Genomic DNA, 25143 nt, shown 5'->3' on the forward strand with positions numbered 1-25143 from the left:
GGTAGGCCGCACGCAGGGTTTGGGATACGCCGGTTTGCCTGCTAGTTTGTCAAAAATATTTTGACAAAGGAGGGCGTCCACCATGGTCAGCCTGGACCGTTTTGACACCTTCAAGGCCGTGGTCGAGGCCGGTTCGCTCACCGCCGCTGCGGGCCTGCTGGGCCAGACTCGCGCCGTGGTCAGCTTCAACCTCAAGCGTCTGGAGGCGGAACTTGGCGTCACCCTGCTGACCCGCAACACTCGTCAGTTGGCGCTCACCGATGCCGGCGAACGCTTCTACCTGCGCTGCACGCGCATGCTTGAAGAGGCCCGCCTGGCGGTAGAGGAAGCCCGCAGTGAGCATGCCCAACTCAAAGGCACCCTGCGTATCACCACCACCGTGGAATATGCCCTGGCTGTGGTCGCCCCGGCGGTAGAAGCCTTTCGCCGCCTGCACCCGGACCTGAACATCCACTTATCCACATCTTCCACCCACGCCGACCTGATCTCCGAGCGTTTTGACGTGGCAATACGGCTGGGGCGCTTGATGGACTCCAATCATCGCGCCGTGCAGTTATCGACGTTCGAGGTGTTTGCCGTCGCGGCGCCGCAGTTTGCCGCAGTTCAAACTCTGGCTGAGTTGGAGCAGCTGCCCAGGCTGGGCCATGGCCGCTTGACCGAGCTGAGCGTCACCGACCCGGCAGGTCGCGAACACCCTTATCGGGCCGGCCCGTCCGCGTTGGTGGCCGACAGCGCGTCGGTCCTCCAGGCGTTTGCCGTGCGCGGCCACGGTGTGGCGGTTCTGCCGCAGTGGCTGGTGCAGGAGGATCTGGACGCGGGACGCTTGGTGCGCCTGTTGGCGGACCATCGCTTTGCCCCGCAAGGGGTCTACGCGATCTACCCGGACACGCGGCATTTACCGCTGAAGGTGCGGGCGTTTATTGATTTCATGAAGCCTTAGAGCGTACCGCCCAAGCCAAAACGCTTCCTCAACACCTTCTCCAACAACCCCTTGGGCACCAGCGCCGCCATCAACGGCAGCGCCCGGCTGCCGTTGCCCGAGCGCAGCAGACGCGGTGGTTGCCCTTGCTGCACCGCCTTGAGCACGTCTGCGGCAAATTCACTGGCTGGGGTTGGCTTGTCCTGGGATGCTTGGCTACGTGCACGAATGCCCTCGCGCAACGGCCACCATGGCGACTGTTCGTGGATCAGCAATTCGGCCTGGGCGCCGGCATTCTTGGCAAAGCTGGTATTGATCGCACCGGGCTGCACTTCCATCACGCGCACGCCAAACGGTGCCAGCTCCATGCGCAGGGCGTCGCTCAACGCATGCACAGCGGCTTTGGATGCGCAATAGGCGCCGGCGAACGGCGTCACCAATACGCCGGAAACACTGCCGATATTCACCACCAGGCCCTTGCTGCGACGCAAGGCCGGGAACAGCGCCTGGGTCACGCCGACGATGGAAAACACATTGGTTTCGAATTGGCGTTTCATCGCCTCGGTACCGCCGTCGAGCAACGGGCCCATGGCGCCGTAGCCAGCGTTGTTGACCAGTACATCTAGCTCGCTCAATTGCTCGGCCAGGAGTTGTAAAGCGGCGCAGTCATTGACGTCCAACTGCACAGCATTGAAGCCTGCGGCCGCGAGGGCGGCGACGTCATCGGGTCGGCGGGCGCTGGCCCATACCTCAAAGCCTGCGGCTTTGAACGCATCGGCGAGGGCACGGCCGATGCCGCTGGAGCAACCGGTGATCAGTACGTTGGGCATGGGTCCATCCTTTGTCAGTCCGAGAAACTGCCTTGCAGGTGCTCGGCGCGAAATTCCAGGGTTTGTGGGCGATAGCCAGGGCGCAGCGGCGGGGTGGGCAGGCAGTCTTCCCAGGTGGCGCCCGCCTGCAACTCGCCGGGGCCGCGATAGCGTGGGGCGGCGTAGACGTTGTCGGCCAGGTTGACCGTATCGCCCGGTGCATAGGCGGCGACGCGCCAGCGCAGTTCGGTGAGCGGTACGTCGTTGCCGTTGTTGAGGGTCAGTTTGAGCGGTCGGTCGGCGGGGCAGTCTTGCGGGGCATAGCTGATACGCAGCTCAAGGCGTGCCAGTTGCGACGCTTCGCGGTTGTCCAGCCATACCACCCACACTGCGACAAACCCCAGGCCGACGGCAGCGGCCAACGATACCGGCAGCGCCTTGGCCGGGTAGCGCAGCAGCAGGACCAGCCAGGTGATGATCAGGAGAACGCCGAAGAACATGGAGGCCACCTCAAGTAAGTAACCAGCATCCTAACTTAAGCTTAGGTGGGATTGGCTACCTTGAGCGATGTGTTGGGACTGGATTACGTCATCGCAAGCAAGACAATCGAGTGGCAGCATCGTTTTTTGACATAAACCTAAATAAGTTTTTATCGCGTTTTTTTGTATGAATCGACACTCAAGACGCACTTAAACCTGTCGGAACGATTACATCGACAAGCCCAAGTCCCAGTCATCTTGCGTGAGATAGAAACCCATGATCACCCTTGCTTCCAGTCCGTCCTTCGTGCAACCGCCGCGGCTTCCTACAACGCCCTTGGCGCCGGTGGTACCACCGGCAATGGGCCACGAAGACACTCAACCCTATTCGCCATCGAATGCGCGCGGGTTACCTCGGCTTCGACGCAGTACTGAATTGGAAAACCCTGCTACTGGCGACGCGTCGCTTATCGCCGGGCAGCCCCTCAGTTATTGGCAAGAGCTGACGGGGAACATCCAGAACAACTATCGCTTGGTCGGGGCGTTGCAGCAAATTCACGATGCCTTGGTCAAGGAGTCGAATCTGGATATTACGACGTTGTTGGAAACGAAAAAGTTTTCCGTTCATGAGTATTCCGCATTCGCGCGCGCCTATGGAATTGAAGCGGGCGATGAAGATTCGGTTGCCTGGTTCTTGCGGGAAAATCAGTTGCTGATTCCGAAAGACATCGGGCAACTGGCAAATTTGATTGCAGTGCTCAAAGAACCCTTGCCCGAGCCCGCAGAGCACGGCAACCACTGGGGATTGTTGTCTGAGTCAGCGACACTGGACAGTGAGCAACGCAAGAAGGTCAGCGAAATAACACAGGCAGAAATGGCGCGGCTGTCGCCCGGGAAAGGCATTTTCTGCGCATTTTATGAGCAGCATGGCGCTTCGCTCCAGGGCAAGAGCGCCGCACAAGTCCTCGACAGCATGATGGGAAGTACGCAGATTACGGGTTTGGGCCAAACGCTGAAAACTGCGCTAACTGTCGACGATGCATCGCTTTCAACTGACCCCTCGAACTGGGCGATGGCGGCCATGGTACTGGAGCTGGACCCACTGGCCGGCAACCAGCGTGGTGTGGTGGCCGGCTATGATCTTTATCAGGCAGCCAACAGGGATGTACATCCTTCGGTAGTGGTGTCGCGTCTGGAGCAACACCTGGTAGAACAGGGCAAAGTGCCTGCCGAAATGGCTGCCGCCGCCGCTCGCCTGCTACTTGCGGGGTCTGAGCCTGCCTTTATCGTCAAGGGGTTACCCGACAACCTGACGCTCAAGTCGACGACGTTTGCCAGGCTCTCGGCAGTTGTGCAAGCCCAGGAGTTCTGGGCGCCGGGTATAGCGACGCATACCGATTTCAAAACGTTTATGCGCTTGGCCGAGCATAGCCCTGTCACGGACACACAGGCGGCAATCGAGGCCAAGGCCCAGACCCATGCCTTGATTCAATGGGCAATTGCCCAGGACAAGATGGTTCAAAAGACTGATGACGCGTATACACCGGAAGATGTGGCCGCGGTATACGAGGCTTTTAATGCGCAACTCAATGCCTTGAAAAAAGCCCACGACCAACTGGCCGCCACCATGCCGACTCGCCGGGACATCGCCAATAAAAATCTGACAGCGGCCTATGGTGCTGGATATTCATTCAATGTGCGCAACATAAAGATTGCCAATATCGATGCCAGCGAGAGCAAGGAGCACTCGCTTGAAGAGATCTACATGGCCGGCAAAATGAACCGTATTCCCCGAGGGGAGCGGTACGATTTCCAGCTCGGCAACCGCTTCCCCAGGGTCAAGCCTTTGCCTGATGTGAATCAGCAGTTCAAGAGCGAATTTGATAGTTACTTCAAAAATATGAAGGAAGGGCTGACGACGACAGTCAAGCATCAGTTGTCGCAGCTTCCTTTGGAAGATCGCCAAACCATCGCGTCGGGCAAGGTCGAGTTTTTTTCCTTACGTAAATCCAGCACGGCCGAAGCTCAGGGAACGGAGTCGGCGGACGAAGCACGAGCAGCCAAAGCACGTTACGGGCTGTTGATGCGCGTGCAAACCAAAATTGATAAGAACGGCAGCGATCAAGACCCTAAAAACATCCGCCATGTTTATTACGAAGTGTTCCCTCTGCAAGGTGTTATTCGTCGACGCGAAGACTTGCCCAGGCATTTGCCTAACCCCCCACCGAGAGTCGCGAATGCCGAGACCTACGAAACGACGCAGGCCAAGGGGATCGGTATATGGGTCGATTATGCGGCCTATGAAAATGGCACGCAGGCGCGACCTGAGCAGTACAGCGACGGGTTGCTGACAGCTCCGATCAGCGCTCCGAACATGCCTGAACCTCGCGCAGGACAGCACGCCGATGCCGTCACCGACCTGAACCCTCGTTTTGATAGGATCGCCGAGGTGGTAGCCGGCCACCTGCTCCATGATCGGGAGGCGATGGAGGCCGGGGCGAAGGGCGTCACCGAAGTGGAGAAGGAGGAGGCTGGCATCAAGGCGGGACATGATTTTGTGACCGGACTGATTCCCTTTAAAAATGCGATCGAAAACGCAGTCAAGGGCAATACTGGCGCGGCGATTCTGGACTTTGCACTGGATATTTTCGGTTTCATCGTTCCATTCGCCAAAGGGGTTGGTCAGGCGGGCAGGGCGCTGAGCAAGTTGAGCGAAAAACTCGGAACGCGAGCGTTCAAAGCCTCCGACAGTGTCGTGCGGTCATTGGCCGGCGGCTTGAACCCTGCCGATGGGCTGGGGGATCTGGTCGAGGGGTTGGCAAAAGGGGGGAAGTCGCTGCTCAAGAGTAGCTATCGCGAGCTGCAACAGATATTGCACAAGCAATCGTCCAAGGTGGGCAACCCTACCCAGGTGACGAACGCAGCATCAAACGGAGCCGGGACCGGACGTCAGTTGCCCGACTACAGCGAGCACGCACTGCCAGACGGCTTTCTTGAAGGTCGTACGATAAGGGGGGATGGCACGTATCAAGTCGGCGAAGAGTTCTATGTGCGCTTCACTGATGGTACGGGAAAGGACAGGACCTTTCAGGTTGAACGGCACTACAAGGGCGCGGGCAAGCCTGTGCGTGTTATCGACCCCAATAGCCAGAAGCAGGTAATGATGCTGGTTCCGACCGGCAACGGCGAATGGCGATTGGCTGGCAACGCCGGCGGTGGCAAAAAAACTGCGAATGCGGAGAGTGTCAGGCTTGCACCACAACAAAAACCGGGGCGCAAAGGTAATCCTCCTTCGCCTGCAGTGGTACCCCCTGGTCAGGTATTGGCCAATCATCACAATTGGCAGTCGGTGTTGGATTCGGGCTTTCATAACGGGCAACCTGTTTACATTCATTACACCAGCAAGGAAGGCGCAGAAGCGATAGCCCGGGCCCAGGGCATCAATGACTTAACGCGTAATGAAACGCGCGCGGGTTCGAAGGGCGGTGTGTACGTTAACCCTCCAGGCCAGCAGCTCAACAGTGAAAACGTTGAAACCCTTTTGTTTCTGGGCAACGAACGCTATGCCGGAAGGGGGGAGTACAAGGTGATATTCAGCACTGACCAAGTCCCGCGGGAGTTAGGCCCTGTCACGGCAGGCAGCTCGATTATCGAGCTTAAGATGGACAAAGAAATCAAGCTGACGCCGTCGAACTTCCTGTATCTGGGGCCGAATAAGTTTCCAGACTATTTTGGTTGAAGGCGTCTTGAAAGCGTGGTGAGCAAGTAGGAAAAAGCCCCCACCCAACCCACTGCGGATAGGGGACGCAATGGGCTGGACGAGGGCTTCTTGTACGACTGTTTTACTGCGCGATAGTTTTCACCGATACGCCACGTTCAACCGGTGTCGAGCGCCCGTAGATATCTTCGAAGCGCTCGATATCGTCCTCGCCCAGGTAGCTGCCCGATTGCACTTCGATGATCTCCAGCGGGATCTTGCCCGGGTTGCGCAGGCGGTGCACCGAGGCAATCGGGATGTAGGTGGACTGGTTTTCGCAGAGCAGGAACACGTTCTCGTCACAGGTGACTTCGGCGGTGCCGCTCACCACGATCCAGTGTTCGGCGCGGTGGTGGTGCATCTGCAGCGACAGGCACGCGCCCGGCTTGACCGAGATGTGCTTGACCTGGAAGCGCCCGCCCATGTCCACCGAGTCGTAGGAACCCCACGGGCGATAGACTTCGCAGTGGTTCTGGGTTTCGCTGCGGCCTTGCTCGTTGAGGGTGTTGACCATCTGCTTGACGCCCTGGACCTTGTCCTTGTGGGCAATCATCATCGCGTCCTTGGTTTCCACCACCACGATGTTATCCAGGCCGATCACCGACACCAGTTTGCCGTTGCCGTGCACCATGCAGTTGCGGCTGTCCTGGATCACCACGTCGCCTTTGCTCACGTTGCCGTTGGCGTCTTTATCGTTGACCGCCCACAGCGAGGCCCAGCAGCCTACGTCGCTCCAACCAGCAGCCAATGGCACCACGCAGGCGCGTTGGGTTTTTTCCATCACGGCGTAGTCGATGGAGTTGTCCGGGCAGCAGGCGAAGGTGGCGTCGTCGAAGGTCACGGTGTCGGCGGTCTGCTCGCTGCGTTCCAGGGTCAGCACGCAGGTGTCGTAGATGTCCGGGTCGTGCTTTTTCAGCTCTTCGAGGAAGCGACTGGCGCGGAACAGGAACATGCCGCTGTTCCAGAAGTAGCCGCCGCTTTTGACGAACTCGACCGCACGTTTTTCATCGGGCTTTTCCACGAACTGTTGCACGCGGCTCACGCCTTCAGGCAGCAGCGAATCGTTGGTGGACTTGATGTAGCCGTAGCCGGTTTCCGGGCGGGTGGCTGGCACGCCGAACAGCACCATCTCGCCACGCTCGGCGGCCACGGTAGCCAGGGCCAGTGCGCGTTGCAGGGCTTTCTGGTCGTCGATCACGTGGTCGGCGGGCAGTACCAGCATCAAGTCGTCACGGCCTTCGTTAACCAGCATCATCGCGGTCAGGGCCACGGCCGGCGCAGTGTTGCGGCCGAACGGTTCCATCAGGATGCGCTGGCAGTCGAGCTTGCGTGCGCTCAGTTGCTCGTTGACGATGAAACGGTGGTCTTTGTTGCAGACCACGATAGGGGCGTCCATGCCTTCGAACACCAGGCGCTCCAGGGTTTGCTGGAACAAGGTGTGCTCGCCGGTCAGAGCCAGGAATTGCTTGGGGAACTGTTTACGGGAAAGCGGCCAAAGACGTGAGCCGCTACCACCGGAAAGGATTACTGGGATCATGGTGTTTCTCCTTGAATCGATATGGGTCAGAGCTACGAAGGTTTGTCGTTTCACTCTTGTTTTTGTCTCGGTCCTGAGCTGAAACCCGTTCAGTGTGGGAGCTGGCTTGCCTGCGATGGCGCCTGCAAGACCGCCATCGCAGGCAAGCCAGCTCCCACAAGGGGGCGTGTCAACTCAGGGAAATAGTTAGCGGGTCGACACGGGGCGTTTCACCCACACTGGCGACAGGCTTGAACCTGAGCCGGTGACATACAGCACCGCCGCTTCACCGCGTTCCAACGCAACCGGCTTCACATCGCCGACTTTCTTGTCACCGTCATACAACGCCAGGCTCACTTTCACCGGGTTGATCTCACGCTCGCCACGGCCCTTGGCAGCCACCGACTTGACCACATCGGTCTTGCCGTCGGCGGTTTTCAGGGTCAGGGCCTTGTCGCTGAGGTTCTGTACGCGCACCAAGGATTTTTGCTTGTTCTTGAACGGTGGCTCTTCGATCAACTGCGGCTGGCCGCTGCCGCTGTTGACCAGGGTGTAGTAGTGGTCGGCGGCGAGCTTGACCGGCAGGGTCTGGCTGCCGACCTTGGCGCTGTAGTCACCGCCGGGCATGAAGCTGAAGTCGCTGCTGGCCAGTGGCGCAACGTCGCTGAGGTTGGTGCTGCCAACGGTGGCGCTGACTTCCTGATTACTGGCGTTGTAGATACGCACAAAGCTGGAGCCTTTTGGCGCAGTCGGGCCGTACAGGGCGGCGTCACCGCCAGCGAAGGCCGACAGGGATACGAAGCTCAGGCCCGCAGCGATTGCCAGGGTTTTAGCGAGACGACGAGGAGTAGTAGTGAAAGTCATTGTGAGTTACCTCTCTTTCAGTTTTGCGCCCGGTCGGGCGTCTCGGATTCAGATGTGTTGATTGCCATGTTCTGTTGGCGCGAACCGGCTTGTTTAAGCTGCGCAACCCAGGCCGGGTCGGCATCACCGATTTCGTTGTTAACGGGCAGATAGCGTTCAGGGAATTCCCAGATCAGCACCTGGGGCGGGTTGTTCTTGAAGTCGTCGCTTTTCAGGTAGCTGAGCATCGGCAGAATCGGGCCGTGGCCGTCTTCGGCGTAGCTGACCACGTCGCTGTGCAAGGCTTGCTTGAGCGCACCCACGAAGTTCCAGTTGGGGTTGGCGCTGTAGCTGGTGCCCACCAGGGCCACCGGGGTTTCGCTGTCGCTGAACAGCGCGTCGTCACCTTTTTCTTCGACCAGGTGGGTGACGCGTTTTTCCAGCGGCTCTTTAGGCGGCATCAGGTTTTCGAACAGCGGGTCCAGGGGCAGGAACAAACGCAAGTCGCCTTTATGCGGCTCGGTCTTTTCCGCCTCGGTGACAAAGCGCTGCGGCTCGCCGCTCAGTGGGGTCTTGTCGGCAATCGCCTTGGCCAATTGCTTGGCGGCGACTTCGGCACCGTCCGGTGTCCAGTGAGTGTCGGTGCGCAGGAACACTTGCTTGCCACTCAGCTTGGCCTGTTGCAGCGGGCCAAGCAGGTCCGGGGCCGGGATGTTGTCGGCAGCCACTCGAGCGTGGAAATCCTGGTACAGGTTGGCGTGCACGCTGGCCGGTTTCACTTCACCCAGGTGCTCCGGATACAGGCGCACCTTGGCCGGTACGATCGCCATCACCAGTTGGATACCCTGGGCCTTGAGCTTCTGGCGTACGCCTTCGACCAGCGCGTAGTTGCCTTGCAGGTTCTGGTCTTCGTTGACGGCGGGGTTGAACTCCTCGTCGCTGTACAACCAGTGATCACGGCCCAGCACCACACCAGGGCGGCCTTCATTGAACAGCTTGTAGTCCAGCGCCGCCCACAGGTTGGTGCCCAGGCGCTTGATCGGGAACTCGTCGTCGTAATGGGTCTCGACGGCTTTGGTCCAGCGACCGTTGAGCACAGTGGCATCGGCGTTGGTGCTGAAGCCAAAGAAGCTGCGCAGCGACCAGGCGCCAAGTGCCAGCAATAGCACCAGGAACAGGCTTATGTAGAGGACGCGTAATGAACGGGTCATGGTCGGCTCCCTCAGAATTGGAAGTAAAGGAACGGCGAGAAACTCTGCGCCGACAGTTTGAGAATCGACGCCACGAACAGCAGCAGCACCGCAGCGCGCATGGCGTAGCGTGGCCAGTCAGCGGTCCAGTAGGCCGGTTGCACGGCAGCGTCACGGCCCACGCTGAAACCCGGCTCGTGGATGCTGCCAGGGTTGTCGCCGGGTACGGCCTTGATCAGGCTCGGGTCGGCTGGCTTGGCCTTGTCGGCCGGGCGGTTGGTGTAGAAGTCGCGCAGGCCGAAGAACGCCAGTGTTGCATAGGCCACCACCAGGGTTGCCACTTGCAGGCCGGTGAGATTGGCGCGGTTGAGTTCCGACAGCGACCACTCGCCAAAGCTGAACATCGCACCGTACATACGCCCGGCAACGTGCAGATTTTCGGCGCGGAAAATCACCCAGCCCATTACCACCAGCAGGAAGGTGAAGGCCCAGCGCAGCACATTGAAACTGCGCGGTGCGGTGTTCAGCCCGATGGCTTTTTCAATCGCCAGCCACATGCCGTGCCAGGCGCCCCACACGATGTAGGTGATGTTCGCGCCGTGCCACAGGCCACCGAGCAGCATGGTCAGGAACAGGTTGCGGTAAGTGGTCAGGGTGCCTTTGCGGTTGCCGCCCAGGGTGATGTACAAGTAGTCACGCAGCCAGGTGGACAGGCTGATGTGCCAGCGCCGCCAGAACTCGGTGATCGACTGGCTGATGTAGGGCTGCTTGAAGTTTTCCATGAAGCGAAAACCCATCATCAAACCCAAGCCAATGGCCATGTCGCTGTAGCCGGAGAAGTCGAAGTACAGCTGCGCGGTATAGGCCAGCGCGCCGAGCCAGGCATCGCCTGTGGTGGGGTTTTGCAGGGCGAAGCAATGGTCGGCCACCACCGCGAGGGTGTCAGCAATAAAGACCTTCTTGATGAAACCCTGCATGAACCGCGTGCAGCCCTCGGAAAATTTATCCAGGGTGTGGGTGCGGTTGTTGAACTGGTCGGCCAGGTCGCGAAAGCGCAGCACGGGACCGGCGATCAGGTGCGGGAAGATCGCCACGAACGCTGCGAAGTCGATGAGGTTGCGGGTGGCCGGGGTGTCACCACGGTACACGTCGATGATGTAGCTGATGGACTCGAAGATGTAGAACGAGATCCCGATCGGCAACAGCACGTGGGTGAGGATGAACGGCTCCAGGCCCGCCGACTTCATCATCACGTTGATGCTGTCGACGCCGAAGTTGGCGTACTTGAAGTAGCCGAGGATGCACAGGTCGACCGCCACGCCGAGCAATAGCCAGCGCTGCGCCGGCTTGGTGCGAACGCCCGCGGCACCGACCTTGAGGCCGATCCAGTAGTTCCACAGCGTGACGGCCGCGAACAGCGCCAGGAAGTCCACTCGCCACCAGGCGTAGAACACGTAGCTGGCAATCAGCAGCAGCAGATTGCGATAGCGTTGCCCGCTCAAATAGTACAAGCCGAGGAAGATCGGCAAGAACAGAAACAGGAACACATTGGACGAGAAAACCATCCCGATCTCTCCATGTTTAACCAACAGTCAAGGGCCAGAGCCCCCCCAAACCCCCCACGATGTCGGGGGAGGTTGTGATCGTTCCCACGCTCTGCGTGGGAATGCCTCTTGTGGCGCTCTGCGCCACGCTTTGGGACGCACAGCGTCCCGTGCTGCATTCCCACGCAGAGCGTGGGAACGATCAGCGACTAGCTGCCTTTGTTGCCTTTTTCATGCGCCGGGTCGTAGACCTTGGTCAGGTCACCGCCCAGGCGGAAGGTCTTGAACGGTTGCATGCCATGCTTGCGTTCGATCACATCCGGCGCGCAGGTGTAGAGGGAGCAGAAGGGCTCAAGCCAGGCAAATTTCATGTCTTCCTTGAGGTCCTTCATGTCCTGCTCTTTGCCGTTCTTTTGCTCGAAGATGTCCGGGTCTTTCACCCCGGCTAGCACCTTGTCACCCAGGCGCTTGAGCGCGCTGTTGTTTTCCTGGCGCAGGTCCACGCCGTTGACCAGGGCAAAGCTGGCGATCATCGACAGCGGCGGCAGCGCGTAGTTGTGGTACGACAGGGCGCGTTGCTGGCGCTTCAATTCGTTCGGCAGGAAACCCTGGTCATCGACCTGGTTCACGCCGACCTTGTATTCCTTCACCGCCCAGTCAAACAGGTCGCGGCGGTTGGTAGCGATGGACGTTGCCATCACCGACCAGGCGGCCCAGTACGAGTGGTTGTTAGTTTTTTCCAGGGGCAGGTTGTCCCAGTCGCTCACCACCTGGTCGGCCAGCTTGTTGAACCAGGCTTCGATCTGCTGGGCTTCCTGCGGGTGCTTGGCCAGTGGCTGCGACTCGGAGAACTTCAGGCGCACATAGGCCGAGGCCATGCTGCCCAGCGCCCATTTGCGCATGGACTTGCCGGTGTGATTGAAGTCCTTGGACATCAACGCATCGGCCTTGGCCCATGACACCAGCCAGTTCAGGGTGCATTCGAGCTGCTGTGGACGGCCGTCGCGCATGAACTGCATCACCCGTTTGCTGGTGTCTTTTTCCAGCTTGGTGATGTCGGCGGTGCTGTCGCGAAAGGCTTTTTCCGACTGCACATTCAGGGTCGAACGGGCCTTGTCGGAGCCTTCGTATTTGCTGCGAAACTGCAACGGCCCGGTGTAGGGCGTTGGCATGGCGTCGCAATCATTCTTGAAGTCGCCGGTCTTGAACGCTTCGATCGGTGCGAAATAGCCCTGGGGCGGACGCAGTGGCGCCGCCGCATTGACGGAACCTGCGAACATGGCCAGGCCCAGCAGGCCAGGGAGCAATAACTTTTGCATAGGTAACCTCACTTTCCGAGTTGGGCGGTCTGCTGACCACCGCTTGGAAATACGTTGCGTGTGCAAATTTTCGCTTCAACCTTCTGCGCCGCAGCGCCCGCTTCGGGGCCCTGCACTTCCACGGCCAGCAAGTTCTGCGAGGCCCAGTCTTCATCGGTGCGCAGTTCAAAGGCGAAACGCCCGTCTGTACCGGATGTTTCGGGTTTCTCGATCTTGATGTCCTCGTGGCGCCCGTTCATGTACCAGAGGGTGGCTTGCAAGGTTTTCACCGACGGATCGGCGAAGCGGATATCGACCTGATGGTTGGCGTTGCGCAGGTCTTTGTTGGCGCTGTTGACCATCAGTTCGTTTTTGCCCGGTTTGAGCGTGGTGCTGGCCGACATTTGCGCGGTCTTGCCTTCGCAGCCGTTGTCCAGCAGCGCCATCATCTGGCGGTAGATGGTTTCCTGGTCGAGGCGGTACAGCGGCGAGAATTCCCAGATCAGGATCTTCGGCGGGCTCTTCTGAAATTCATCGCTGCCCAGGTACTGCAGCATCGAACCTTCCAGGCCACCGCCGGGGAAGGCAACGTTGAGGATGTCGGCGCCGATTTCTTCTTCCAGAAAACCTGCGAAGTTGTAGTTCTTGCCACTGTGGCTGGTGCCCACCAGGGTGATCTGCGGGTTGCCCGAATCGCCGAACAGGTCGCCGTCACCGGCTTCGCCCTTGGGCTCGGTGGTGAACTGGTCCATGTACTGGATCGCATAGCTGGTGCCACACAGTTGCCCGGCCATGTTGTGCAGGGTGCCGGTCTTGCCCATGCGGCCCGAGCGCTTGGTCTCGAACTCACGCTTGGGAATCTCGGCATATTCCGGCATCTGCTTGACCTTGGCCGCGACGATTTTCGCGGTGCGCTGGGCGCCGTAAGGGGTCCAGTGCTGGTCGCCACGGAAGTAGAAGTCGTGGGCCGGCAATTCATCCGGCAGTTGTTCGTTGGTCAGCGGCGACAGGTCTGGCACCACGTAACCCATCTTGGCGAAGCGGCCGAGCATGGTCTTGTAGTTGGTCAGGGCCTTGTCGAAATCGTACTTGGCCTTTTCCTCAGGGTTGAGCTTGTTGCGGTTCACCAGGCCACGGGTTGGCTGGTAGACCACCACCAGTTCCACGCCCTTGCTCTTGAACGCATCGTGCAGCTGCTGCATGCGCTTGTAGCCGGCCGGGGTGGTGTCGAATTCGGTGCGCAGGTCTTCCTGGGTACGGAACAGCCAGTCGCCCTGGGCTTGTACCAGGGTGGTGAAGTTCTGCTGGTAGCGCGTGGTGTAGTTCTTCGCGTCGTGGGCGGCCGGGCACAGGCTGCAGCACGGCTCGGCGGTGAAGGTCGGGGCTTTGACCTCATCGGCGCGTACGCCCTGGCTGGCCGCCAGCAGGCCGAGGGTCAGACCCGAGAGGCTCAGCAGTTTGATCATGTGTGGGTGCATAAGGGTCATCCTCAGTCCTGCAATTCGGTCTGGCGTTCGACGGGGTCGATCAGCACGGCTTTCTGCTGGCGTACCAGCAGGTCGAGAATTTCTTCCTGGCGGTCACCCAGGATGCCGGAGAAGCTAATGCCGCTGGATTTGGTCGGCGCCAGCATCGACACGCGATACAGTTCGATACTCAACGGCGAATCGATGGACAGCGGCCCGCTGCCGTTACCCGCCAGTTCCCCGCCCACCACGATCAGCGACACCTTGGCGTCGAACGGGTCGAGGGCGATGTCGCGGTCGGTGTCGGTCAAGTCCTTGATGTGGCCGTACACGCCGGTCAGCCCGTTGGCCATCGAGGTGTTTTCGTAGAGCTTGATGTTCACGCTGTTACGCACGCGGATCCCGTGGCGACGGTTGCTGATCACCTTGTTGCCCCACAGCAGGTTGTCACCGCTCTCATAGAGGGTGATGCCGTCGGTGTGGTTGCGGTAGATCTCGTTGTCGGCGATCAGGTTGTTGACGCTGTTACGGTCGATCACCAGGCCCGACAGCTTGTTGTCATAGCTGCGGTTGTTGAAGATGAAGCTGTCGTTCACCTCCCGGGAAATGATGATGCCGTGCTTCTTCTTGGTGCCGTAGACGGTGTTGTCCGCGATGATCAGGCCGTGGGAACGGTCATGGGGGTCAATGCCGTAGACGATGTTGTCTTTGTAGGTATTGCCCTTGATCACAAAGCCTGTGGTCTCGTAGCAGTAGAAGCCGTACCACATGTCCGAGAACTCGGAATCGATGATCCAACCGGTCGGCTCGGGGCGCTTGAGCACCTTGGCCATGTTCGGCGTGTACTGGGAAATACTCACCCCGTACGACTTACTGTTGGCGTAACCGAAGCTGGCCATCTTCGTTTTGGAGATATAGGTCTCGGTGCCGCCCCAGGCCAGCAGGAACGGGCGGAACTCCTTGGCCGACTTGAACAGCGCCGGGCCGTTGGCTTTTTCATCCCAGCCGGTGACCTTGGTATCGCGCACGAACAGCTGGCCGTCGTTGATCAAAAACGAACCGGCTTGCTGGGACAGGCGCAGCTCCTGGGTGTTTTTGTCGATATCGAGGATACCTTTACGGCCCACCACGATCGGCAACTTGGCCAGGAACACCCCCGGCGAGGTTTCGCTGAAGTACTGCTTGGGCACTTTGCCCAGCAGGTCCTTGAGGTTCATGTAGCCGTCGTCGACGAAGATCGCCTGGGGAATGCCATGCTGGCGCACCACCCATTCGGCCATCTTGTTATCGCCGCCGATAAAGTCCTTGAGCGCGTCTTCCTGCATCATGCGGCGGATGCTGATTTTGCCCGCCTTGGTCTTGACGATTTTCTTTTCCATCGCCTGCGCGGTGTAGCCCGACAGGTCGGGCAGCGCCGGCTTGGCCATTTCCAGCGGCGCGGTGGGCGGGCTGGAAATGGTATAGGTCTTGGCCTGTTGCAGTTCCTTGGCGATGGTCGGCGCCTTGGCCGCCGTATCGGCGAACGCTGTGGCGCTGGCCATCAGCATTGCCGCGACGAGTAGGCTTTGAGCATTCATGGCGCAGGCTCCCATCAGAATTTCCAGACCACGTCGACAAACGCGCGGTGCATGTAGGAGTCGACCTGGCTGCCATAGGCATCGCCGGGCTTGAACACGCCGGCACGCAAACGCACCAGCGCCGATGGCTCGTCGATCGACTGGCTCAGCGCCGCAGGCAGCAAGCCTTTCTTGAAGTACTTGGTGACCACCAGGTCCATCTCTTGCCCGAGGTCTTTCTTGCCGTCTTCAAGGGGCAGGGAGGTGCTGGAGAGAATTGCACCGGTGACGTCATCGGTGTTGTTCTGCACCGCGTCGATGCCGTTGCTGCCCACCGGCTTGTTGCCGTCCACGCGCCAGAACTTGTGGTACACCAGGCTGGCGTCGTAGTCCTCGCGCAGTTGCCAGGAACCGAACAGGCTCATGGACTGCATGTTGTTCATCTCGCCGCGAAAGGCTTCACCGAAGCGATGCACACGCGACTGGGTACCGGTCCAGTTCGAACGGTTGCTTTGCAGGCCGTTCTGTTCGTACTCGGCACTGGCGCGCGAATAGGCCGCGCCGACTTGCCACTGCGGGTCCAGGCGCAGGCGCACGCCGATGTCGGTGGCCCAGCCGCTCAGGTCATCGCTGCGCTTGGCGCTGGTGGGGCGCGAGCCGTCGGCGTTCAAGGCGTTGACCTTGTCGCGGTCGCCGCGCATGCCGGTGATGCTGGCCCAGTAGTTGACCGTGTTGGTGTTGCGCCAGTTATAGGCATCGCTGTTGGCTTCGATGCCCAGCCAGGTCAGGTCGCCGTTTTCGCGCTTGTCCAACGGGTCGCTGGCGACACCCGGTTCGGCGTAGTCGAGCTTGCCGTCGTCATGGGTGTGGTGGCCGCGCACGCCGATCCACTGGCCCGGCGTCCACTGGTAGGCGGCGTCGGCGTAGAAGTGCTGGCGGTCTTTGTCGACCGGTGACAGTTCCTTGAGGTCGGTGCGGTATTCGCTGAAGCGTTCGGCGGCGCCGACATTGGCCTTGAGCAAGGTGGTGTCGAAGGTCCAGTTCAGCGCTTCGATGTTGGTGTCGCGCCATTGGCCGTCGTCATTGCGCAGGCGCTGGCGGCCGAACTTGAGGATCTCGCCGGGGTAGGGCGTGAAGCCGCTGTAGCCGACCCAGAACTCACGCAGGGCCAGGTAGTTTTTCTTGGCCTTGCGGTCGTCGTTGCTCGACTGCTGCTCGGTGGTGTCATCGGCCGACTGTTGCAGGGTGTCGGTCTCGATGATGTCGCTGGACACCACGGCCTGGCCCATGGCGTAGGCGCTCCACGCGCCGCTTTCGCCGTAGATCCAGGGGCGCAGGTCGAGGCCGATGCCGTTGACGTCGCCGCCTTTCTGGGTGCCGAGGTCGCGGTCATCTTCAGACTGCGCGGTGGCTTTGACTTCCAGGCCGAAGTTCTTGGCTTCGGTGAGCGCGGCCAGGGTCGGGCACGACCACAGCAGGGCGAAGGTCAGGCCGATGCCGGCCTTCACGAATGGGTTGAGCTTCATAGGGATTCCTCGCCGTCTTCTTCTTGCAGGGCGTGCAGTTGCAGCGTGCTTTGGGCCAGGGTGCCGCGGGCGGCCAGTTCCTGTTGCACCAGGCGTTGGCCTTCGGCGCGTTGCGCAGGCGTCAGCGGCGCTTCGAGCTGGGTGGCCAGGTCATTGGCTTCTGGCGTGTCCTGGGCCTTGGCCAACTGGCTGAAGACATAGGCGTTCAATGGGTCGGGCTTGGTGCCCTTGCCTTGGGAAAACAGTTGGGCAATGGCGAAGTCGGCGCTGTTCTGGCCGTTGCGCGCTGCGGTCAGCAGGTGGTCCAGGGCTTTTTGCGGGTAAACCTTGCCCAGGTAGCCACGGCGGTAGATCTGGCCGAGGTAGTAATCGGCGGCCACTTCACGGCCCACGGCTTTCTCGAAATGCGCCTCGGCGGCCTTGGCATCGGCGGGCACCCACTTGCCTTCGTAGTAGAGCTTGCCCAGCAACAATTCGGCGCGTGGCTGGTCGGCGGCGCGGCCGTTGTCCAAGTACTTCATCATCTGCTCGACATCGCCCAGTTCAGGGAAGTCGTAGAGCAGTTGCGCCAGGCTGACCCAGGACGCCGGGTAGCCGGGAGCGATTTTTTCCAGCAAAGCCTGGGCGGTTTTTTCGTCCGGGGTGCCGAGGGTGGCATCGCCGAGTACGCGGGCGACGCTGTCGACGCGCTGGGCGGTGACGGTGCCACGGCTCACGCCTGCTTCCATTTGCTTGAGCAGTTCGGCCTGTTGTTCCGGCTGCTGTTTTTTCTGATAGACCGTGGCCAGCTCGACGTAGCAGATATCGGTGGTGTTCAGCGCGGCTTTGCAGATGCGCTCCACATCATCCAGATGCTGGTCGTAGGTACCTTGGGTGCGATACAGCAGCACCTGGGCCAGGCCGGCCTCCGGGTAACCCGCCGCCTGCCATTGGCTGATCTGCTGTTGGGCATTCACATTGGGGAAGCTGTGCGGGTATTGCAGGTACAGCATCGCCAGCGGGATCAAGGTATTGCCTTCGCCATTGGCAAAGGCCTTTTTCAGCAGGCTTTCGGCTTCATGGTGCTCGGCCTCAGTGGCGCCCGGCTTGGCCGCCAACAGGCGACCCAGGCGTGCCTGGGCGCGGGGCGAGGTGTCTGCCGCCGCACGGTAGGTGGCTTCGGCCTGCTTGATTTGCGCCGGGTCGCGTGTGCCGACCTGGATATCGGCCAGGCCCACCTGGGCCTCGCTGTAGCCCAGTTCCGCCAGTTGCTGGTAATTCTGCTGTGCGGTGACGGTGTCGCCGCGCTTGAGGGCTTCGTTGGCCAGGCGCTGGTCGGGCAGGCCGGCGCAACCGGCCAGGCTCACGGCCAGTGCCAGCGCGCAGTACGCAGAGGCCAAGTGAAATCTGCTCTGTGTGGGAGCTGGCTTGCCTGCGATGGCATCGCTGCGGTGCAACTGATGCACCGAGTCGCCTGCATCGCGGGCAAGCCCGGCTCCCACATGGGTCAACGGTGTATTTGGAAGAGTCACAGGCATGTCCTCGCTTACAGACCGTGGGCCATGGCTTTGTCGATCAGCCAGTTCAGCGATGGGCCACGGTCGCTGGTGACTTCCACCGGGCGACCGGCGTAGGTGCTGTCCAGCGGTGCGTCAGGCTTGATCTGCACGCGGATGTCAGAAGACAGGTCGGCGCTGTTCAGGCTGGTGCTGCTGACGATGGTGCCGGTGCGCACTTGTTCTTCGTCGGCGACCTGGAAGTTCACCTGAGTACCTGGGCGCACGTCACCGAACTGGCGATAGCTGAAGCGCGCTTCTACATTGGCTTCGCTGCCGCGGGGTACCAGTTGGAAGATCACATCGCCTTTGCTGGCGTACTGGCCGTCGGCAACCAATTGCTGGGCCACCACGCAATCGCAGGGCGAGGTCAGGGTGCCGGTCATTTGCTTGCCGAACAGCTCTTCAACCTTGGCCGGTTGCAACTGGTCTTCGTCCAAGTGGCCCTTGAGCACATCGAGCATGCTGGTGCTGAAGGTTGCCAGTGGCGCACCTTTGGCCGCTACCGAATCACCCTTGAGCAGGCTTTGCACGGTGCCGTCACGGGGCATGGTCACGTTCATGCCCGGTACGCTGACGAGGCCGGCCTGGGCGTGGCTGACGAAGTACATGCCGTAGAGCGACTTGACCACAAAGCCGAAGGCCGCCAGGCCGACCAAAAAGATCGCCAGGCTGAAGGTCACGGCGCGCAGGCGACCGAACGCGGTCATGCCGCTGCCGCCGTCCTTGACCTTGCGTGCCTTGGTGAAGTTGTCGCGTTGCAGGGTCGCGAGCACGTCGCCCATGGTCACGATGTCGCCGGACAGGTGCGACGTGATCAGGTGGCGCAGGGTGGAAATATCCTGGGCATCGAGGTTCTGGAACTGGCAACCGGTGCGGCCGGTCTGGCGGTCGTAGGAGCGAATCTGCAGCTCCACGTCCATGGCCAGGCCGAGGTTATCGATCACGAATTGCAGGCGGCCTTTGTGCACTTGGCCGATGGTGAGCGGCTGGGTGGCGGTGAAGGCCAGGCCGCCGGCGGACAGGTCGATAACCTTCGCCTCAGTCGGCGTGCGGTCGCTGTTGAAGAAGCGCAGCTTGGCCGGGATTTTCACCCGGGCGTGTTGGCGCTGAGCTTCGGATTCGTGGACAACGTTGGCGTTTACTTGGCTATTCATCGGGTGTAATTCCTAGGTTAATTCAGGCTTGGCAGGGTCAGACCATCATCAGCAACACGGCAACGAAGATGCTGCCGGCGGAGAAGGTCATGGTCCGAGACGACCAGGTGTTGAACCAACGTTGAAAGCTGGCCAAATCGCGGGTCAGTTTGGTGTCCTGGCGGGTCCAGGACTGTTGATCAAGGCGGAAGAACACGTAGATCTTCACCAACGCGCCCATGATCTGGTTGTAATAGAGAATCAGCGGGTAGGCCGGGCCAATCTTGTGGCCGGAGCACGACAGCAGCAGGGTGAGGATCAGGCGGGTAATGCCGATCCATAGCAGGTAGGCGAGGATGAACGCGCCGCCGTACTTGAACGTGGCGATCATCGCGACGGTCAGGCCGAGCAGGGAGGTCCACATCGACACGCGCTGGTCGAACAGCACCACGCTAGTGAACAAGCCGAGGCGACGCACGCCCAGGCCCAGGGCACGGGAGTTCTGGCGCAGGTTGTTGCCGTACCAGCGGAACATTAGCTTGCGGCTGGCTTTGATAAAGCTCTTTTCCGGCGGGTGTTCCACGGTGTTGATCGCCGCATCCGGCACGTAGAAGGTGTCGTAGCCCAGGCGCATCAGGCTGAACCAGCTGGACTTGTCATCACCAGTGAGGAACTTGAAGCGGCCCAGGCGCCAGTGTTGCAGCGAGTCGCTTTCCACGTCGGCGATAAAGCCCGGGTCAGTCACTACGCTGGCACGGAACACCGACATGCGCCCGGTCATGGTCAATACGCGCTTGGACAGGGCCATGGAGCACATGTTGATGTGGCGTTGGGCGAAGCGCAGTTTGTGCCATTCGCTCATGATGTAGCCGCCGCGCACTTCGCAGAATTCGTTGGTGGTCAGGCCACCGACATTGCCGAACAGCTGGAACCACGGCACGGTCTTGCGCACTACGCCTTCGGCCAGCACGGTGTCGCCATCGATCACGGCAACCACGGCGCGGTCGTCCGGCAAGTGGCGGGAGATGGCACGGAAACCGAACGCCAGGCCGTCACGCTTGCCAGTACCGGCGATACGCACGAAGTCGAGCTTGACGTGAGCCGGCGGGTTGAGCTTTTCCCAGAGGCTCTTGACCAGCAGCTCATCGGACATTTCCACCAGCGAGCACACCACGGTGGTGGGGAAGCCGCAGTCGATGGCTTCGCGAATCACCGAGCTGTAGACCTGGGCGGTGGTCAGCGCGTCGATACGAAAACTGGTGACCATCAAGAACACATGGGACGGGTCGGCGGCCTTGCCCAGCTTGCGCACTTTGCGGCGCAGGTGCGGGTACACCACGTACAGGAACAGCATGCCGCGAAAGAAATGCGTCGCGCCCATCGAGTAGCGCCAGATACCCACGGCACCAATCAGGAAAATAAAATTCTTCGATTGCGAATCGAAGGTGCTCGCCGGCAACAGCAGGGCGAGACCCATCAGCAGGCTGAGAAAGAACAGCCAGCCGGCCGATTGCAGAAATACATGTTTTAACTTGGACATAAGCGTCATCCGCAAGGTGAGGAGGCTTCAGGCTGCAAGCGCTGGGGATAAAGCCACTTGCAGCCTGAAACTTGCCGTTGCTGTTACCAGCAAATACCTTCGGTACGGCCGCTCACGCTGGTGGCCTTGGACATGAAGCCCACCAGGTCGACCACTTGTTTGCCTTCCGGAGCGTTATGCGCCAGGGCACGGAACTTCTCGTCACGGTTACCGAGGATGATCACGTCGGAGTTGTTGATCACATCATCGAAATCCGAGTTGAGCAGGGACGACACGTGGGGGATCTTGCCCTCGATGTAGTCCTTGTTCGCGCCGTGTACACGGGCGTACTCGACGTTGCTGTCGTAGATGCTCAGGTCGTAGCCCTTGCCGATCAGCATTTCTGCCAGCTCTACCAACGGGCTTTCGCGCAGGTCGTCGGTGCCGGCCTTGAAGCTCAGGCCCAGCAGCGCAACTTTGCGTTTGTCGTGGCTGGAGACGATGTCGAAGGCGTTCTGTACCTGGGACTCGTTGCTGCGCATCAGCGAGTTGAGCAGCGGTGCTTCCACGTCCAGGGAGCCGGCGCGGTAGGTGAGGGCGCGCACGTCTTTTGGCAGGCACGAGCCACCAAAAGCAAAACCTGGGCGCATGTAGTACTGGGACAGGTTGAGGGTCTTGTCCTGGCAGACCACTTCCATCACTTCACGACCGTCGACGCCGACAGCCTTGGCGATGTTGCCGATCTCGTTGGCGAAGGTGACTTTGGTGGCGTGCCACACGTTGCAGGTGTACTTGATCATTTCGGCGACGGCGATGTCCTTGCGGATGATCGGCGCATCGAGTTCTTCGTACAGCGACTGCAGGACATCGCCGGAGGCGGTGTCGAACTCACCGATGACGGTCATCGGCGGCAGGTCGTAGTCGGCAATGGCGGTGGATTCACGCAGGAACTCCGGGTTGACCGCAACGCCGAAATCAACGCCGGCTTTCTTGCCGGAGCAGTCTTCGAGGATCGGGATCACCACGTTGGCCACGGTGCCTGGCAGTACGGTGCTGCGCACCACGATGGTGTGGCGGGTGGTCTTGTCGCGCAGCACAAAACCGATCTCACGGCATACCGATTCGATGTAATTGAGCTCCAGGTCGCCGTTTTTCTTGCTCGGCGTGCCCACGCAGATCATCGACAGGTCGGTGTCGCGGATGGCTTCGGCGAAGTTGGTGGTACCGCGCAGTCGACCGGTTGCGATGCCTTGGCTCAACAGTTCGCCCAGACCCGGTTCAACGATAGGGGATTTACCCGCATTGATCAGGTCGATCTTTTCCTTGGAGATGTCTACGCCGACCACTTCATGGCCACGGGCAGACAGGCAACCGGCACACACGGCGCCAACGTAACCCAAACCAAATATGCTGATGCGCATCGCAATTACCTCTATGTTTAAATCATGCCATTAGATGGCCGGAGTTCATGTTTGCAAGCGTCACTGATGCCGCGAAAGTTAGGCGAATAGACGCCGACTTACCGCGTGCAGGCATGTTAAATAGCGAGTGACTAACTATTGCACTCAAGTTGTGCGCAACGTGGCCTTGTTATTGGGGCTTGCCCTGAAATGCAGCCGGTTTTCCATGGCGGAAGGGGCCGGCGCCAGTGCCGCAGGGCTTTGATACAGGCAAGAAGCCTTTTGATATCAACGCCTTGGGTGTTAACACTGGCTCATTTAGGTCAGCGCTGCCTTGGCCTTTAGGGGGTTGGCAATGAGTCCTTATCGCCGCCCTCAACTCAATCAGTTGATGATATGACCCTCGAGCCAAAGTGCTTTATGACAACTTGGCTACTTCCATTGGTCGGTATGTAAGTCATCTCTTACGTAAACAGAGAATTTCGTTACCGGTGGTATGAGCGGTGCTTCAGGACGAAGTTCCGGGCCGCTCATCCCCTTTCCGGAAATTTTTTGAAATATTAGAAAAGATGGCACTAGTACTATATTGATAGCACTTGCTATTTAGGCCAGTAGTTATGGGGAGTTGGTGCGAGAGGATAGTTTTGTGCCACTACCGTTAAAAAAAAGTGGTGCCACTACGAAAAAAACCGACGAGTGTCGAGTGAAGAAAATGTTAGGGATGTGTCAGGATATTTTTTGGCGCCAAATAAATGACGGTTCCGAGGCTGAAATGCAGACAAAAATGTGGGAGCTGGCTTGCCTGCGATAGCGCTCTAGCAGAAACACATGAGTCGGCTGACCCACCGCTATCGCAGGCAAGCCAGCTCCCACAGTTGATGTTGGTGGCTGGACAGGCCTTATTCCGGTGCGTGATCGCGCAAAAACACCAGGTTGTCCGGCTTGGACTGCTCCGCATTGAAGCGGTAACCCTGCACATCGAACTGCTTGAGCTGTGCTGGGTCGTTGATGCGTTCTTCAATCACAAACCGGCTCATCATGCCCCGGGCTTTTTTGGCGTAGAAGCTGATGATCTTGTACTGGCCGTTCTTCAGGTCCTTGAACTCGGTATTGATGATCCGCGCCTTCAACGCCGTGCGCTTGACCGCCGAAAAATACTCATTGGACGCCAGGTTGAGCAGCACATCGTCGCCTTGCTCGGCCAGTGCTTCATTCAACCACTCGCTGATGCGCGTACCCCAGAAAGCATAGAGGTCCTTGCCACGGGCATTGGCCAGCTTGGTGCCCATCTCCAGGCGGTACGGCATCATCAAATCCAACGGGCGCAGCAGGCCGTAGAGCCCCGAGAGCATGCGCAGGTGATCCTGGGCGTAGCTGAAATCGGCATCGCTGAACGTCTCGGCATTCAGGCCGGTATACACATCGCCCTTGAACGCCAGCAGCGCCTGCTTGGCGTTGTCTGGAGTGAAAGCCGGCGTCCAGCTGCCGAAGCGCGCGGCGTTGAGGCCACCGATCTTGTCGGAGACGTGCATCAACTCACTGATTTGCGCCGGGCTCAGTTCGCGCAGTTGCTCGATCAGTTCCTGGGAGTGGTCCAGGTACTGCGGCTGGGTGAAGCGCGCAGTGACCGGCTTGGACTCGAAGTCGAGGGTTTTGGCGGGGGAAATCACCATCAGCATGAAGTTGGCTCCTGGAATCGTGGCGTGTAGCGTGGGCGCGATTCTAGGGGGTTGGGCGTTTTGACTCCACCTATGATGGTGATAGGTACATGTTGGCGCTGATACGACAACTGGACGAGTGCTCTGGAAAACGGCTAGAGGCTGAGGATCCTCTCCAGAGACGCCAATACTTGCTGGGTGATGGTGTTCAAGCGAATTGAGTAGACTGTGTAGGCGACCGTCAGTACTACGGCAGCCATGGCCCACGGCGTCCACAATGGCCAGGCGCGTTTGATCCGGTAGTTGCGCGGCGCGACGTTGGTCAGTGGGTCGGTAAGGCGCTTGGGTGTTTCGCCGCGAAGAGGGCGCAGCAGACCATGCAACTGGTCGATGATTTTGTGTATTTCGTCATCGCCCTTGCTATGGGCGCCATATTTGCCTTTGAGGCCGGAGATCAGGCACTGGTACATGAACTCCAGCACATGCTGGTACTTGGCGGCTTCGGGAATCATGTTGTTCATGATGGTGAAAAATTTTTCGCCGCCTTGGGTCTCGCTGTGGAATTGGCTGAGCAATGAGCGGGCGCTCCAGGTAGAGAGCCTGCCCCAGGTGGTGCGCATGACCACTTCGTCCACCAACAGGCACAGGCTGTAGGAGTAGGCCTTGAGCATGCTGGCGTCGTAGTCGAGCTGGCGGACTTCTTCCATGATCGCGATGATCTGGTTGCTGACGCTTTGGTACAGCGCCGGTACGTCATCGTGGTGGTCCAGACGGCGCAGGCGGATGACCAGGCCGATCAGCGGCGTGGCGGCGTCGCACAGCGGGTTCCAGGCCACGCCGCGTATATCGTATTCAGGGTCTGCCAGCAGTACGGGCGGCTTCGGCTTGGCTTGCTCCACGGCGAGGGCGGCCGCTTCGTTACTGGCGTCCTGTGGCAAGTAGTTGAAGAGCTGATTGTTATGTCCTGTTGTAGGTATGTTTTTGCTGGGTGT

General features: G+C 59.8%; 18 protein-coding genes. 2 read left to right on the top strand and 16 right to left on the bottom strand.

Annotated elements, in window-relative coordinates:
* The first annotated feature begins 82 nt into the window (after positions 1–82).
* The gene (locus GIW04_RS06730; protein ID WP_120248680.1) at positions 83–940 is read left to right on the top strand and encodes a LysR family transcriptional regulator; all 858 of its coding nucleotides are present in this window, start codon (positions 83–85) and stop codon (positions 938–940) included.
* On the opposite strand, the gene GIW04_RS06735 is transcribed toward GIW04_RS06730, so the two are convergent.
* The gene (locus tag GIW04_RS06735) at positions 937–1749 is read right to left on the bottom strand and encodes an SDR family oxidoreductase (RefSeq protein WP_120248681.1); all 813 of its coding nucleotides are present in this window, start codon (positions 1747–1749) and stop codon (positions 937–939) included. The two genes, GIW04_RS06730 and GIW04_RS06735, sit on opposite strands and share 4 nt — an antisense overlap.
* A 14-nt stretch (positions 1750–1763) precedes the next feature.
* Positions 1764–2228: a hypothetical protein gene (locus GIW04_RS06740; protein WP_003188721.1), complete on the bottom strand. Its 465-nt coding sequence runs from the start codon at positions 2226–2228 to the stop codon at positions 1764–1766.
* 256 nt (positions 2229–2484) lie between these two features.
* Here GIW04_RS06740 and GIW04_RS06745 point away from each other — a divergent pair, with 256 nt between their 5' ends.
* The gene (locus GIW04_RS06745; RefSeq protein WP_232964778.1) at positions 2485–5946 is read left to right on the top strand and encodes a hypothetical protein; all 3462 of its coding nucleotides are present in this window, start codon (positions 2485–2487) and stop codon (positions 5944–5946) included.
* A gap of 103 nt (positions 5947–6049) precedes the next feature.
* On the opposite strand, the gene GIW04_RS06750 is transcribed toward GIW04_RS06745, so the two are convergent.
* The 14 genes from GIW04_RS06750 to icmH form a co-directional block, all read right to left on the bottom strand.
* Positions 6050–7501 carry a mannose-1-phosphate guanylyltransferase/mannose-6-phosphate isomerase gene (locus GIW04_RS06750; RefSeq protein WP_032893494.1) on the bottom strand — a complete coding sequence of 484 codons (1452 nt, stop codon included), beginning with the start codon at positions 7499–7501 and terminating at the stop codon, positions 6050–6052.
* Positions 7502–7687: 186 nt separating this feature from the next.
* The gene (locus tag GIW04_RS06755) at positions 7688–8344 is read right to left on the bottom strand and encodes an alginate O-acetyltransferase AlgF (protein ID WP_034134560.1); all 657 of its coding nucleotides are present in this window, start codon (positions 8342–8344) and stop codon (positions 7688–7690) included.
* A 17-nt stretch (positions 8345–8361) separates the two neighbouring features.
* Positions 8362–9534 carry an alginate O-acetyltransferase gene (locus tag GIW04_RS06760; protein WP_120248683.1) on the bottom strand — a complete coding sequence of 391 codons (1173 nt, stop codon included), beginning with the start codon at positions 9532–9534 and terminating at the stop codon, positions 8362–8364.
* Between the two features lie 11 nt (positions 9535–9545).
* Positions 9546–11078 carry an MBOAT family O-acyltransferase gene (locus GIW04_RS06765; RefSeq protein ID WP_014717002.1) on the bottom strand — a complete coding sequence of 511 codons (1533 nt, stop codon included), beginning with the start codon at positions 11076–11078 and terminating at the stop codon, positions 9546–9548.
* 188 nt (positions 11079–11266) lie between these two features.
* A complete protein-coding gene (locus GIW04_RS06770; RefSeq protein WP_120248684.1) occupies positions 11267–12376 on the bottom strand; it encodes a mannuronate-specific alginate lyase in 1110 nt (369 codons plus the stop codon).
* Positions 12377–12384: 8 nt separating this feature from the next.
* Positions 12385–13833, bottom strand: a complete 1449-nt coding sequence (locus GIW04_RS06775) for an alginate O-acetyltransferase (RefSeq protein WP_236269873.1) — start codon at positions 13831–13833, stop codon at positions 12385–12387.
* A gap of 11 nt (positions 13834–13844) precedes the next feature.
* A complete protein-coding gene (gene algG, locus GIW04_RS06780; RefSeq protein WP_032893489.1) occupies positions 13845–15413 on the bottom strand; it encodes a mannuronan 5-epimerase AlgG in 1569 nt (522 codons plus the stop codon).
* Positions 15413–16903 (bottom strand): alginate export family protein, encoded by a 1491-nt coding sequence (locus tag GIW04_RS06785; protein ID WP_003188737.1) that lies wholly within the window; start codon positions 16901–16903, stop codon positions 15413–15415. Before GIW04_RS06785 ends, algG begins: the two co-directional genes overlap by 1 nt.
* The gene (algK, locus tag GIW04_RS06790) at positions 16900–18420 is read right to left on the bottom strand and encodes an alginate biosynthesis TPR repeat lipoprotein AlgK (RefSeq protein WP_232964723.1); all 1521 of its coding nucleotides are present in this window, start codon (positions 18418–18420) and stop codon (positions 16900–16902) included. The genes GIW04_RS06785 and algK overlap by 4 nt, the downstream gene beginning before the upstream one ends.
* Positions 18421–18428: 8 nt before the next feature.
* Positions 18429–19595 (bottom strand): alginate biosynthesis protein Alg44, encoded by a 1167-nt coding sequence (locus GIW04_RS06795; RefSeq protein WP_057710958.1) that lies wholly within the window; start codon positions 19593–19595, stop codon positions 18429–18431.
* Positions 19596–19632: 37 nt separating this feature from the next.
* On the bottom strand, positions 19633–21114 hold the full coding sequence (alg8, locus tag GIW04_RS06800) for a mannuronan synthase (protein WP_003188740.1): 1482 nt from the start codon (positions 21112–21114) through the stop codon (positions 19633–19635).
* A gap of 83 nt (positions 21115–21197) precedes the next feature.
* Positions 21198–22514, bottom strand: a complete 1317-nt coding sequence (locus tag GIW04_RS06805) for a nucleotide sugar dehydrogenase (protein WP_003188741.1) — start codon at positions 22512–22514, stop codon at positions 21198–21200.
* A gap of 878 nt (positions 22515–23392) precedes the next feature.
* Positions 23393–24172, bottom strand: a complete 780-nt coding sequence (gene yaaA / locus GIW04_RS06810; RefSeq protein ID WP_003188742.1) for a peroxide stress protein YaaA — start codon at positions 24170–24172, stop codon at positions 23393–23395.
* Positions 24173–24306: 134 nt separating this feature from the next.
* The coding region (gene icmH, locus GIW04_RS06815; RefSeq protein WP_442962787.1) for a type IVB secretion system protein IcmH/DotU at positions 24307–25143 on the bottom strand (837 nt) is incomplete at its 5' end.

The sequence above is a fragment of the Pseudomonas sp. PA-4-8C genome (genome assembly GCF_021606625.1).
Lineage (GTDB): Bacteria > Pseudomonadota > Gammaproteobacteria > Pseudomonadales > Pseudomonadaceae > Aquipseudomonas > Aquipseudomonas lactis.